Source organism: Natronomonas sp. CBA1123, assembly GCF_009741925.1.
Taxonomy (GTDB): Archaea; Halobacteriota; Halobacteria; order Halobacteriales; family Haloarculaceae; genus Natronomonas.
Window position 1 is genome coordinate 1 of record NZ_WPCC01000063.1, and the last position, 13,051, is coordinate 13,051.

Genomic DNA, 13,051 nt, shown 5'->3' on the forward strand with positions numbered 1-13,051 from the left:
GTTCTGGCCCTCGCCCGCGAACGCGATGGTAATGTGGTTGTCCGTCGCCCCGGGACCCTTCAGGATGGTACAGGGGTACAGCATCGTTGCCTTCGACCCCATCGAACCGGACACCCACTCCATCGTGCCGTCCTTCTCGACGATGGCGCGTTTGGTGTTGAGGTTGTAGGTGTTCTTCGACCAGTTCTGGACGGTCGAGTACTGGACGTGGGCACCCTCCTTGACGAACACTTCGACGCCGCCGGAGTGGAGGTTGAACGCCGAGTACTTCGGCGCCGAACAGCCCTCGATGTAGTGGACTTCGGAGTTCTCCTCGGCGATGATGAGCGTGTGCTCGAACTGGCCCATCCCCTCGCTGTTCATCCGGAAGTACGCCTGTACCGGCATGTTGACGGTGGTGTCTTCCGGGATGTAGACGAACGAGCCGCCGGACCAGATGGCGCCGTGCAGCGCGGCGAACTTGTTGTCGCTCGGGGGAACGCACTTCGTCATGAAGTACTCGCGGACGATTTCTTCGTGCTCCTGGACGGCCTTGTCCATGTCACAGAAGATGACGCCCTTCTCCTCCCACTGCTCCTGCATGTTCTGGTAGACGATTTCGGACTCGTACTGGGCACCGACGCCCGAGAGGGCGTTCTTCTCGGCTTCCGGAATGCCCAGTTTGTCGAAGGTGTCCTGAATCTCCTCGGGGAGGTCCTCCCAGTTCTCGGCGCCGCCGCGGGTTTCGATGTCCGGTCGGATGTACGGGACGATTTCGTCGATGTCGACCTCGCTGAGGTCCGGCTGTCCGGGCCAGTCGGTCGGCATCGGCATTTCTTGGAACTGTTCGAGGGCACGGAGACGCCGTTCGAGCATCCACTCCGGTTCGTCCTTGTCCTCGGAGATGATGCGGATGGTCTCCTCGGTGAGACCCTTCTCGGTCTGGAAGGCGGAGCTCTCCTCCTTCTTGAACTCGAATCGGGCCTCGGTGTCGGTGTCTTGTAGGTCTTCGGAACTCATTGTGTGGTGTTTACGTCTGTGTTCATATGAGGCTATGCGTTACCGAAACCGATTACGCGGCTTCGTAGACTTCCTCGCGGACCCAGTCGTAGCCCTTGTCCTCGAGTTCCTCGGCGAGGCTGGCGTCGCCGCTCTTGGCGATTTGGCCGTCGAGCATCACGTGAACGTGGTCCGGTTCGACGTAATCGAGGATGCGCTGGTAGTGGGTAATCTGGAGGATGCCGGTGCCCTGCTCGTCGCGGAGGGCGTTGATGCCGTCGGAGACGTCCTGCAGGCGGTCGATGTCGAGCCCCGAGTCGATTTCGTCCAGCACCGCGATGGACGGTTCGAGGATGGCGGCCTGCAGCACCTCGTTCTGTTTCTTCTCGCCGCCGGAGAAGCCGGCGTTGAGATAGCGGTGGGCGAACTTCTCGTCCATATCGAGCAGTTCCATCTTCTCGGCGAGCAACTCTTGGAACTCGGCGACGCCGACGGCGCCGTCATCCATGTCGCCCTCCATCGGGGAGGTGTCGTAGCCGGCTTCCTCGTCGTCTTCGGCGTCTTCGGCGTCTTCGTCCTCGAACAGTTCCTCGCGCTCCTCGAGTTTGGCGTTGAGTGCCGTTCGGAGGAAGTTGACCATCGTGACGCCCTCGATTTCGGCGGGGTACTGGAAGCCGAGGAAGATACCGAGCGCGGCGCGCTCGTTGGGTTCCAACTCCAGAAGGTTCCACGTCAACTGGTCGTCGTCGACGTCGATGCCTTCGAATTCGTCTTCCTCGATGTGGAGGAGTACTTCCCCGTCGGTGACCTCGTAGGCGGGGTGGCCGGCGATAATCTTCGCTGTCGTCGATTTCCCGGAGCCGTTGGGGCCCATCAGGGCGTGAATCTCACCGGAGTTCACCTCGAGGTCGACGCCGCGGAGGATGGTCTCCCCACCCTCTTCGGCGACCGCTGCGTGCAGATTTTTGATTTCTAACGTCGCCATAGTAGATGCTGTCTGAACGTGGGGGCGTGACGCTGATAATGGTTTCGGGTTCTGATGGTTTGGGTTGTGGTTTCGAAAAATAATTTTTCTTTGTGGTAAGGTGCCACACCACAAATTCAGCCGAGAGACAGCCGAGGCGGCGGCCCCTCAGAAGTAGTTGCCCAGCCCGGTCTGGGTCTGTCCGGTCTTGACCTCGTCCCACGAGATGTCGAGAGCCTCGAGGATTCGAGCGATGGGCCCTTTCAGCGTCTTGTCGAGCATCTTCTCGTAGTCGACTTCGAAGGCGTCGGGAACCTGGTCGTCGAACTCGAAACAGATGACGTCGGGGTCGCGTTTGAACTCCCCGTAGAGGGGGTCCTCCGAGGGGTCGAGACCCATCTCCGACTCCACCTCTCGGAAGAACTCGGGGTGGACTTTCTTCAGATACAGCCGTTTCGGCTTCGACCCGCTGGCGAAGTTCGTCCCCAACAGGAGGTTCGCGTACTTCGCGCCCCGCACCTGAGCCGTGTCGGTGTCGTAATTGTCGAGTTTCTTGCCGATTCCACCCGGAATCCCGATTTCGTCGAGACTCACGTCGCCGGCTTGGACGCGCTCGATGACCTCGTGGACGTACTCCTTGATGTCCTCGGGGTCCTCGCCGGTGACAATCATCTCCAGGACGCGCTTCTGGACCTCCTTCGTTATTGGCGCGATGTCCGAGCGCTTGTACTCGAAGCCCGTGATGTCGATGTCGTCAACGTCTTTGCCCTCCTTCCAGACGATGTGGCCGGCGTAGCGTTTCTTCTTGCCCGCCTGGAAGAACCGCCGATACAGTTTCTCGAACTCGATTTGGAAGCGGTGAGTGTGTGCGTTGAGTTGTTCAGCGAACTCGTCGTAGGCGTCGTTGATGTGTTCCTCTATCTCGAAGGACTGCTCGATGGCCTCCTCTTTGGAGATGTCGTGCTCTAGTTCGAGCATGACGCTGTCAGTGTCACCGTAGATGACCTCCTTGTCGAGGTCGGCGGCAGCGGACTCAGTGAACTCGATGACGTCCCGGCCGGTGGCGGTCACGGCCGCACCCATCTCCTTGTCGTAGAGGCGGAACCGGTCCCAGCCCAGCACACCGTAGAGTGACTGCCCGACGAACTGGAACGTTCCATTCCGTCCCGCCAGTAGTGTGTGATTGTCTTCGACGGTCACACAGTAGACGCCATCGTCGGCGGTCGTTCGTTCCGAACTGCGGTGCATTCGGAGCGTGTTCTTGGCGTTCTCGGAGACGTAGATGCGATAGACGCCGCTGTCCTCGTTGTAGTTCGCGGTCAAACCGAGATGGGCACAGAGTCGGAGAACGTCATCCCGGAGTCGTTCGCTTGCGGTGCTGTACCGCCACGAATTCGGCTGGCGGTCGCCGTCACCGTCGATGAGCGTCTCCATGAATCGCTCTTTCTGTCGGTGGGACGCTTCGAAGACGAGTTGCGGAATCCGCTTGTTCTCGCTGCCGCTTCCACCGAGGTCCCGGAGCAAGTTCCCGAGGAGTTCCGATGTGAACTGATAGGAGCGGTCGTCGCTGTAGTAGTCGAACCCCATCCGGTCGAGGAGCGCGCCGATAGTCGCGTGGTCGTCGCCTCCATCGGTTGCAACTGCGTCCTGTGCTATCTGAACCGTCGTCGAAGACCCACGCAGTTTCCCGTCAAACTCCTTCTCCTCGGAGGTGTAGACGTTGCCCTCGGTAACGTACCACGCCAGTAGTTCGAGGAAGTCGTCGCCGTCGTACACGCGGGGAATCCACTTCTGTCCGGATTCGAGGTGAATATAGCTCCGCTCGCAGACGGATTCGATATAGTCGCGATGTCGCTCGAATTCGTCGGCGGTAAAGACGTAGCCCACTTCACCGATGTCGGCTTTCGGAACTCGTCGAGGTTTCCATCCGAGTTCCATCGTGAACGTCCGTCCGTGGACCTCCGGCCGGACCCACACCTCGTACTCGCTGTCGATGCGTTCGGTGAGGTCCACCTGCTCGATTTCGTCGCCGTCCGGTCCATCCCAGTCGTGGGGGAGTTCGTAGTTCGTCGCTTCGTCGAGGTTGCCGGCCTCGACGAACCGATAGTCGTCCTCGGTTATTCCGTTCGTCTCGTTCTTCCGGACGAGCATCCGGTGGTTCGGCGTCACGCTGAAGTCGATCTTACTCGTCTCGATGTCGACCAGTTCCCCGCGGTAGTCGGGATAGGCGTGGACGTCGACGACGGGTTTGACCTCCATCTCCATCGTTTCGGGGTCAAGCGAGTAGACCTCATCACCAATATCGAGATCTCGGATATTCTGAACGCCGTTAGGCGTCAGCACGTCCGTATCCGGCGTGAAGCAATTCATAATAACCTTGACAGCTGCCTGCTGTCGGTCGTAGGTCTCGTAGGCGTCGGTTCCGGGGTCGTTGTCGTTGCGGAGCGATTTCTTCTCCTCGCGCTCTTCGAGGAGTTCGTCGACCATCGCCCGTATCATGCCGTCCGGTTCTTTTCGGAAGTGGGTGCCGTTGGGTGCGACGTAGGTCTCACCGTCGTAGGATTGGGGGTCGACCTTCGTCTCCGGGGAGGCGTTGATGGTCACCATGCACATCGGATAGAGCGACTTCAGGTCCAGCACCGACACCATCTCCTTGACCCCCGAAATCGGGTCGAAGACGGCGCCGCCTTCGTACTCTTCGGCGTCGACGGCGCCCTTCGAGGGGAGGGCGTACTCGCCGTGAATCTTGTGCAGGACGTACATGTCGACGGCGTCGCCGGGCGTCGTCGCGTCTTCGAGTTTACAGCCGACGAAGGAGGCGACCTCCTCCCAGAAGTCGACGATGTTCTGTTTGCGGTCCAACTCGACGCACAACTCCACGTCCCGGAGGTTGTACTCCAGCAGGCGCTCGGGGTCGTCCTCCCAGAGGTCGCCGATGTCGCCGGGGTAGCGCTCCTTGCCGACGCCTAACTCCTCCTCCCCGACGGCGTCGAGGCGGTAGGAGTCGAGTTCGGAGAACTGCGTCCGCTGGTAGGCGTACAGGAGGTCGAAGACGACCCGGCCCTTGACGTTCGGCCCGCCCCACCCGGAGTCCCACACCTCGTTCACCCGGGAGAGTCGGTCGGAGTTCAGTCGGTCGTGTCGGGAGGCGAGACGGTCGATGCGGTCGATGAGGTATGGGGCGTCGAAGTCGTCGAAGTTCCACCCGGTCAGCACGTCGGGGTCGGTCTCGTCGATGTAATCGAGGTAGTCGACGAGCATCTCGGCCTCCTCGGAGAACCCGCGCACGTCGATGTCGATGTCGCCCTCGCCGATGGGTTCGTATTCCTCGACGGCGTCCGGACTGGGAACGCCCTCGGGCGACTCGTACAGCCAGACGACGTACTCGTCGTCGAAGGAGTCGTGGGCGGTGAGACAGATGATGGTCTGTTCGCCGTCCTCGGGGAAGCCGTGGCGGTCGTCGACCTCGATGTCGAGGGTGTGGACCCGCGGGGCGACCGAGTAGTCGACGGCGTCGAGTTCTGTGTGATGTATCTTCAGGCTGCCGTCGTCGAGTTCCCGAACCGGGACCCGGATGCCGCTCGTGATGTCCTTGTCGATGAGCAGGCGGTTCGGAAAGAGGATGTCGGCCTCGTAGTGGTCGAAGTGGTCCCGGAGTTGCCCGACGTCGCGGGGCGTCTGGCCGAACACCTTACATAGCTTCTCGCCGCGGATGGATTCGTAGACGACGATTTCGCGCTCGTCGTGGGCGCCGATGTCTTCGCCGTCGGCGGCGCGGTCGCCGTAGGTCTCGACGCCGGTCAGGCGGTCGTGGTCGAGTCGGGAGTCGACGATATCTGAGTCACTGAGCGGGTCATCGGCGTCGACCGCGAGGTCGAGGTCCGCGAGTGGCGTATAGAAGTACGGCCGAAACCCGTAGACGCGGACGTGGACGGTGTCGTCGTCGGTACGACCGAAGACGTGGAGCACGGGGTGTTCGTCGTCACCGCTTCCCTCGATGGTGTAGTCGACCTGCGTGACACAGCACTCGACGTGGCCGTCGGCGTCGGGAAACCGGTGGTCCGAGACATCGATTACGTCGGCGCCAGTCTCCGACGACCCTGCGACCGCGGCGGCCTCCTCGGCGGGACGAGCGTCGTCGCTCCCGCCACCGAAGCTTCCGAGCGTCCCCTGCTCCGTGCCCTGTTCCATAGATGGATTGCTTCGCCCTCACCGGTAAAAACCTCGGTGTTCTGTCGGAGCAACATAAGCTATTCGCCCAACACAGCGGCCGTGTCATCGAATGTCACAGCCACAAGGGCTTTACAATGACACACCCTACCAAAGTCCGGTGACACACCATGCCCGAACCCAATGCGACGTCTGAGCAGGACAGTGCGGGCGCTTCCGAGCGCCCCGAACCGGTGGTTGCCGACGCCGTCGAGACGACGGAGTCGTACGAGACAGAGGAGGGCGTGGTGTTCTACGACGCGGAGAACCCCCTCGCGTGGATACAGGCCGAACACGTCCTCGACCTCGACGAGGTCGCGTAGTTTTTGCTTTCGGGGGGGCGTTGTCCCGCTGTGGACCCGTTCAGCGACGACGACCCGTGGCCGGACGAACCCGAGGAGTTCGACCCCGATAGCCTCGGCCCCGACGCTCCCGACGCAACCGACATCGACGCCGAGACGCTTGAGTCCGTCCCCGAAGGCCTGTTCCGGGCCTTCGTCGGCAGCGCCATCATGCTCAACGTCGCGCTGTTCGGCCTCTCGCTCGGCGCGCTACTGATTTATTTCCGCGGCGACACCGAAGTCGGCGGCGCGGCGCTGGCTGCCGGCGGTGCCGCCGCCGTCTTCGCCGGCCGCTACTACTGGCAGTACAAACGCGGCGATTTTACCGACGGTACGGCCACCGACGGCGGTGATGACTCGTGAGAACCGTCGAACACGGCGGCGACCGCTATCTGCTCGTCAAGCAATCCGGCGAGTCGAGTCTCGTCTACGACCCCGAAACCGGCGAGGAGCGATACCTTCCGAACGAGGAACTGACAGTGACTGGCGACTCACCGCTGGAACTCGCCGCGGAGGCCGTACCCGAGGCGTCCCGACGAATTCTCACCGCCGTTCACTCCGAGCAGGCGCTCGGACTCCTCGTCGAGTTGGACGAGCGCGGCCCGATGTCCGTCCGGGAAGTCCTCGGCGCGTACGACCTCTGTGAGTCCGACCTCCACGGTCTCTTCGGCGAACTCCGAGCGGCGGGGTTGGTCACCGAAGCCGATGTGGCCGGCGAGCGCGGCTACCGACTCACCGACCTCGCACGCGAGGGGCTAGCCGAACTCCGGTAGCCTACGACAGCGCCTCGACGGTCGCCGACCGCTCGACAGAGGAGCGGTTCGTCGTGGGGTCTTTGCGAACCGCAACGAGGTCGTCGGCCGCACCGACCAGCTCCTCGTCGTGGCTGACGACGACGATTTGGTCGACGCCGTGGTCGGTCATCGATTCGACCAACTCGACGAGTTTCGAGACGTGCCCCGAGTCGAGGAACACCGTCGGTTCGTCGAGGATGAGCGGCGGCGTCGGCGCCTCGCCCTCGATTCCCTCCGACAGCAGCCGATAGATGGCACACCGCAGCGAGAGGTTGAACAGCGCCCGCTCGCCGCCGGAGAGTTGGTCGGGGTCCAGCGGCGTTCCGTCCTTCTGGTAGACGGTGAGTTCGTAATCGCCGTCGAGTTCGATGCGCGCATACGAGTCGTTCTGATACACCAACTCGAACGTCTCGTTGAGCATCGCCTCCAGTTTCTGGACGTTCCGCTGCCGGAGTTCCGCACGAAGGTCGGCGTAGGTCTGTTGGAGTTCGTGAGCCTCCTCGTACAGCGATTGCAATCGGTCGACCGTCCGTTGGAGTTCCTCGCGTCGCTCCCGGAGTTCTTCGAGTTCCGACAGTTCGTTCTCGACCGCACCGATGGCGTTCTGGAGTTCGTCCCTGCGTTCGCGTTTCTCCTCCAGATACGGCTCGACGTCCGCGAGGTAGCTCTCGGCTTTCTTCTTGTCCTGTTTGGCCCCTTTCATCGCCGACTCGTCGAAGGCGTCTTCGAGTTCGGCCTTCCGGTCGCGTTTGTCGGCCAACTGCTCGCGTCGGAGATCGTTCTGTTCGGCCTTGTTGTCCCGCTCGGTCCGAAGTCGTTCGACCTCGCGTTCGTTTTCGTCGATATCGTCGAGTAGCTCCGCGACCCGCTGAAGCCGTTCGCGGCGTTCGTCCAGCGTCGCCTTCTCGGCGTTCAACTCCCCGATTGCTTCGCGGGCCTCCTGTGCCTTCGCTTCGGCGGCCTCGGCCGCTTCGATTGCCTCCTCGGCAGCCGTTTCGTGGTCGTCGGCCTCCGTCCGGAGTTCCTCGACGCGGTTTGTCTTCTCCTCGACCGACTCGGCCTTCTGTTCGACCAGCGTCTCGACGTTCTCCTTCGAGTCTTCGAGGCGAGAGAGTTCGCTCTCAGCCTCGACCAGCTCGACCGCTCGCGTTCGTTTGCGGTCGAGTTCCTCGACGCGCTCCTCGGCGGCCTCCAGTTCGGATTCGAGTTCCTCGACGCGCTCTCGGTCCTCGTCGATGGTTTCGACGTGTGGCGAACCATCGACTGGCTGGCCGCATTCGGGACATTTGCCCTCCTCCAGCAAGCGTTCGGCCTCGGCGACCGTTTCGCGGGCGTTCTTCAGGTCGGTCCGCAACTCCGCGACGCGTTCCTTGGCGGCCGTCAGTTCCTCGTCGATGTCGTCGCGGTGGGACTCGACGTTCTCGCGAGCGACCGGCGCGTCGGTCAGTTCCTCGCGTAGTGCCTCGATTTCCTCACCGAGTTCGGCCACCTCCTCTCGTTTGGTCTCGAGTTCCTCCGTGGCCGTCTCGACTTCGGCTTCGAGTTCTTCGGCCCGTTCGCGGGCCTCGCTGGCTGCCTCGCGGTGTTCGCTGGCCCGTTCGCGGCTGGTTTCGGCGTCGCCCGCGTGGTCTTGGGCTTCGAGTCGACGCTCCTCGATAGCATCTCGGATGTCTTCGGCCTCGCCGTCGAGCGCCTCGAGGCGGTCCTCGACTGCCTCCGGGTCGGCCGCCTCGAGTTCGGTCTCGGCGAGTGCGGAGTCGAGTTCCTCGCGTAGCGTCTCCGTCGCCTCGCGAAGCGACCGGATTCGTTCGCTCAGGGCTTCGCGTTCCCCCTCCGTCTCCGAGATTGTCGAGGCGAGCGATTCGATTTCCTCGCCGAGGTCGTCTATCTCCTCGCGACGCTGTTCGTACTCTTCGAGGACGCTCTCGGCATCTTCGAGCGTCTGGCGGGCCTCATCGCGGTTTTCCTCCTTGTCGGCGATGTCGTCTTGGACCTCCGACAACTCGCTTCGCAGCGCGTTGAGTCGGTCGTGGAGGTCCTTGTCTTCCTTCTCTTCGATTTGTTCTTCGATTTGGGTCAGCGCACCCTGTTTGTCGTCGCGGACGCGGCCGACGCCGACGCGGGCGTCGCTGGCCCGCTCGCGGTACTCCTCCAGTTTCCCCAACTGGAGGAGGTCGTCTATCATGTCCTGGCGCTCGCTCGGGGAGGCGTTGATGAGTTTGTTCACCTCGCCCTGCCGGACGTACGCGCAGTTGACGAACGCCTCGGCGTCCATCCGGAGCAATTCCTCGATGTGGCCCTCGACAGCCGTCACCTGTTCGATGGGACCGTCCGGGGTTTCGAGGATACAGGTCGTCGTCTGTGCGGTGTCGCCGCGGAGTTTCACCTCCCGTTCGACGCGGTACTCCGAGCCGTTGTGCGTGAACCACAACTCGACGAGCATCTCCTCGGCGTCGTTGGAAATGACGCCGTCGAGGGTGCCGTCGATGGCGTCGGTGCCGTACAGCGCGAAGAAACACGCCTCCAGCAGCGAGGACTTCCCGCTGCCGTTGACGCCGTGGATGACCGTGACGCCGGACCGGAGCGACAGGTCGGTGTCGGCGTAACACTTGAAATTCCGGAGGCGAACGCGTTCGAACCTCACAGGTAATCCTCCATTGACGACTGGTCGTCACCATCGGCCGCTGCCGGTCCGGTATCCGTCGCGGGCGATTCGAGCGCCGTGGCGTCGGTATCATCCGCGCTCTCCTCGACGGACGCCGAGTCGGAGGGGGAGGTGTCGTCGGCCTCGGCGTCATCGCTTTCGTCGGCCTCGGAAAGCCGGTCGGCGACCGTTTCGGGGTCCGAACCGGAGGTCGAATCGAACGCTTCGGGGTCCTCGAGCAGTTCGCCGACCCGCCGTTCGACCTCGTCGGCGACGTTGGAGTCGGCCACCTTGCTCGCACGGATGGTCTCGTCGAGGTCTCGTGCGGCGTCGCTGAGTCCGAGTTCACGAACCCGCTCTCGAACCGCCTCGTCGGGGTCGGCGAAGGACACCTCGACGTCGGGGTCGTCGCTGACCTCTCGACGGTCGTTGACGCGGGCGACGAGTGCGCCCCCTTCGTCGGCGAACTCCTCGATACGTGCCGCCGACACGTCCTCGCCGTCGCCAGCGAGGTCGACGATGACGACCGCGCCGTCGAGGTCGTGTTCGCGGAGGCGCTCGCGGACGCGTTCGAACCCCTCGCTTTCGGAGAGTTCGAGGTCGACGAAGACGAACGCCCGGGTATCGATGCCCCGTCGTGAGAGGTGAACGTCGCCGTCGAATTCGACGATGTTGTAGCCGCGTTCCTCGCGCTCGCTGGCGCTGGCGCGCTCGGTGGAGCCACAGTAGGTGACCCAGACGCCGTCGACCTCCTGTCGGGTCGCGGCGTGTTCGTCGCCGAGCAACATCGCGTCGAAGTCGACGTTCGACGCCGCGAGGACTTCCGCGGCGTCCCACTCGACGTTGCCGTAGTCGGGGACGAGCGGTTCGAACAGGCCGTGGGAGACGAGCGCCGCGTGGTCGGCGTCGTGGGGGTCGAACTCGTATTCGAGGTCCTCCCGCTGGGCGCGTGGGACGAAATCGAGGCCGTAGAAAGCGGTGTCACCTATCGTCACGGGCGCCGAGCCGAGTCGCGTCGCCAGCCCCATCGCCTCGAAGAGGTCCAGCCACTGGGCCTCGCGTTTCGTCTCGTGGTTGCCCACGATTGCGAGAAACGGGACGTCGGCGTCGTCGAGCGTCTCGAGTACGTCGATGGTGCCGAGCAGGTCCCCCAGTCCGGGCCGGCGGTCGTGAAAGAGGTCGCCAGCGTGGACGACGGCGTCGACATCGAGTTCGACCGCGTCCTCGGCGACCCGGCGGAAGGCGTCGAGGAAGTCCTGTTGACGCTCCGGTCGGTGGTACTGCCGGTAGCCGAGGTGGGTGTCGCCGGTGTGAATCACCCGTGTCATTGGAACGGAGGTTCGCCGTCACGTCTTAAATCGGTTCCGCGACCGCAGTGAAAGTGGTCGGCGTCGAGGTCGCCGGCGGCCGCTCGCCGGAAGCGACGAAAGGCACGGAGTGCCCGCTTTCCGCGGGCCACCCGTGTGGGGTCCTCGGCGCGCTCGATGGCACACTCCAGTTCCGCCACGCCGACGGATTCGACGAACGCGAGTGCCGCATCGAGGTCGTCCGTGGCGGCGTCGGCGCGCTCGATGACCTGCTCCTCACGCGCTACGAGTCGGCGCAGCGCCGACCTGACGCGTTCGCTGTCGGTGTCTCGGGGGTCGTCGGGCGCCACGGGCGCTGTGGCTGCGGCTTCCGATAAAAACCGTTGGCCGAGGCGTCACTCGGCGAGTGCGTAGACGCGCTTTCGCGCGTCGGTAAAGGAGAACCGAGAATCGACCGCATCGACTTCCTCGAGCCGCGTGAGTGCGTATCGGACGGTACGGGGCGGAAGCATCGTCTCCTCGGCGAGTTGGCTCTGTGTGAGCCGGTCGTTGTACTCGAGGACCTTCGCCACCAGTTTCGCGCTCGGTGGCAGGTCGGCGACGGCCTCCCAGTCGACCGCGTCTGCCTTCGACTGCACGTCGGTTACGCTCATCGTATCCCCACCTATCCAATGATAGCGGATAATACTTACTATCCCAAAATATACTCTATAGTAATTATCCGTTCCGGCGGCTCGTTTTTCGCAACAAGAGGATTCGCCGGCGTGCGCCCGGTGTACCTACCCGAAACCTCTTATGACTACGGGCGCTACCGATTGGGTGATGACCGATACTGTTGACGACGTCGACCTCCCCTACGAGGACGGCGCGTCACAGCAGGAGAAAGTGAATGCGCTGGAGGAGCGGCTCGAAATCCTCGAACAGCAGAACGAGGAAATGCGCGACAAGCTCCTCGATGCGAACGCAGAGAACAACAAGTACCAACAGAAGCTCGAGCGGCTGACTCACGAGAACAAGAAGCTCAAGCAGTCCCCGCTGTTCGTCGCCACCGTTCAGGAGATTACCGACGAGGGCGTCATCATCAAACAGCACGGCAACAACCAGGAGGCCCTCACCGAAGTCACCGACGAGATGCGCGAAGAGCTCACGCCCGACTCCCGCGTCGCCGTGAACAACTCGCTGTCCGTCGTCAAGAAACTCGACTCCGAGACGGACGTTCGTGCCCGCGTGATGCAGGTCGAGCAGTCCCCCGACGTGGCCTACGAGGACATCGGCGGCATCGACGAGCAGATGGAGGAGGTCCGAGAGACCGTCGAGATGCCCATCGAGAGCCCCGAGATGTTCGACGAAGTGGGCATCGACCCACCCTCTGGCGTCCTGCTGCACGGGCCGCCGGGGACGGGGAAGACGATGCTGGCGAAGGCCGTCGCCAACCAGACCGACGCCACCTTCATCAAGATGGCCGGCTCCGAGCTGGTCCACAAGTTCATCGGCGAGGGCGCGAAACTCGTCCGTGACCTCTTCGAACTCGCTCGACAGGAGGAACCCGCCGTCGTCTTCATCGACGAAATCGACGCCATCGCCGCGAAACGGACCGACTCCAAGACCTCCGGCGACGCCGAGGTCCAGCGGACGATGATGCAACTCCTCTCCGAGATGGACGGCTTCGAGGACCGCGGCCAGATTTCGATTATCGCGGCGACGAACCGCTTCGACATGGCTCGACCGCGCCATCCTCCGGCCGGCCGCTTCGACCGCCTCATCGAAGTGCCCAAACCGACGCGAAGGTCGGGAACTCATCTTCCAGATTCACA

The 13,051-nt window shown here is 63.0% G+C and carries 10 protein-coding genes and 1 pseudogene; 4 read left to right on the top strand and 7 right to left on the bottom strand.

What is annotated here, in order from left to right; all coding sequences use genetic code 11:
• From sufB to GJ631_RS17470, 3 genes are all read right to left on the bottom strand, one after another.
• A partial coding sequence (sufB, locus tag GJ631_RS17460; protein ID WP_156710380.1) for a Fe-S cluster assembly protein SufB occupies nt 1-999 on the bottom strand: 999 nt, incomplete at its 3' end.
• 52 nt (nt 1,000-1,051) lie between these two features.
• Nucleotides 1,052-1,963, bottom strand: a complete 912-nt coding sequence (locus tag GJ631_RS17465; protein ID WP_156710381.1) for an ABC transporter ATP-binding protein — start codon at nt 1,961-1,963, stop codon at nt 1,052-1,054.
• Between the two features lie 147 nt (nt 1,964-2,110).
• On the bottom strand, nt 2,111-6,133 hold the full coding sequence (locus GJ631_RS17470; protein WP_156710382.1) for a DNA polymerase domain-containing protein: 4,023 nt from the start codon (nt 6,131-6,133) through the stop codon (nt 2,111-2,113).
• 149 nt (nt 6,134-6,282) lie between these two features.
• Between GJ631_RS17470 and GJ631_RS17475 the strand changes: the two genes are divergently transcribed.
• From GJ631_RS17475 to GJ631_RS17485, 3 genes are read left to right on the top strand one after another with little or no spacing between them, the layout of a single operon-like run.
• Nucleotides 6,283-6,474 (top strand): hypothetical protein, encoded by a 192-nt coding sequence (locus GJ631_RS17475; RefSeq protein WP_156710383.1) that lies wholly within the window; start codon nt 6,283-6,285, stop codon nt 6,472-6,474.
• A 30-nt stretch (nt 6,475-6,504) separates the two neighbouring features.
• Nucleotides 6,505-6,855 carry a hypothetical protein gene (locus GJ631_RS17480; protein ID WP_156710384.1) on the top strand — a complete coding sequence of 117 codons (351 nt, stop codon included), beginning with the start codon at nt 6,505-6,507 and terminating at the stop codon, nt 6,853-6,855.
• Nucleotides 6,852-7,265 (top strand): hypothetical protein, encoded by a 414-nt coding sequence (locus GJ631_RS17485; RefSeq protein WP_370518726.1) that lies wholly within the window; start codon nt 6,852-6,854, stop codon nt 7,263-7,265. Before GJ631_RS17480 ends, GJ631_RS17485 begins: the two co-directional genes overlap by 4 nt.
• A gap of 1 nt (nt 7,266) precedes the next feature.
• On the opposite strand, the gene rad50 is transcribed toward GJ631_RS17485, so the two are convergent.
• From rad50 to GJ631_RS17505, 4 genes are read right to left on the bottom strand one after another with little or no spacing between them, the layout of a single operon-like run.
• Entirely contained in the window at nt 7,267-9,930 is a 2,664-nt protein-coding gene (gene rad50 / locus GJ631_RS17490; protein WP_370518727.1) for a DNA double-strand break repair ATPase Rad50, read from the bottom strand.
• Complete coding sequence (gene mre11, locus GJ631_RS17495; protein WP_156710385.1) at nt 9,927-11,258, bottom strand: DNA double-strand break repair protein Mre11; 1,332 nt, start codon at nt 11,256-11,258, stop codon at nt 9,927-9,929. Before mre11 ends, rad50 begins: the two co-directional genes overlap by 4 nt.
• Nucleotides 11,255-11,587, bottom strand: a complete 333-nt coding sequence (locus GJ631_RS17500) for a hypothetical protein (protein WP_197425174.1) — start codon at nt 11,585-11,587, stop codon at nt 11,255-11,257. Before GJ631_RS17500 ends, mre11 begins: the two co-directional genes overlap by 4 nt.
• A 45-nt stretch (nt 11,588-11,632) precedes the next feature.
• Nucleotides 11,633-11,890 (bottom strand): winged helix-turn-helix domain-containing protein, encoded by a 258-nt coding sequence (locus GJ631_RS17505; RefSeq protein WP_156710386.1) that lies wholly within the window; start codon nt 11,888-11,890, stop codon nt 11,633-11,635.
• A 169-nt stretch (nt 11,891-12,059) separates the two neighbouring features.
• On the opposite strand from GJ631_RS17505, the pseudogene GJ631_RS17510 reads away from it, so the two are divergent.
• A pseudogene (locus tag GJ631_RS17510) lies at nt 12,060-13,051 on the top strand (proteasome-activating nucleotidase); the annotation flags it as partial.

Bases quoted from the DNA above. Each gene is read 5' to 3' on its own strand.
- GJ631_RS17470 (WP_156710382.1), bottom strand. From the start codon at position 6,133: ATGGAACAGGGCACGGAGCAGGGGACGCTCGGAAGCTTCGGTGGCGGG.
- mre11 (WP_156710385.1), bottom strand. From the start codon at position 11,258: ATGACACGGGTGATTCACACCGGCGACACCCACCTCGGCTACCGGCAG.
- GJ631_RS17505 (WP_156710386.1), bottom strand. From the start codon at position 11,890: ATGAGCGTAACCGACGTGCAGTCGAAGGCAGACGCGGTCGACTGGGAG.
- GJ631_RS17465 (WP_156710381.1), bottom strand. From the start codon at position 1,963: ATGGCGACGTTAGAAATCAAAAATCTGCACGCAGCGGTCGCCGAAGAG.
- GJ631_RS17475 (WP_156710383.1), top strand. From the start codon at position 6,283: ATGCCCGAACCCAATGCGACGTCTGAGCAGGACAGTGCGGGCGCTTCC.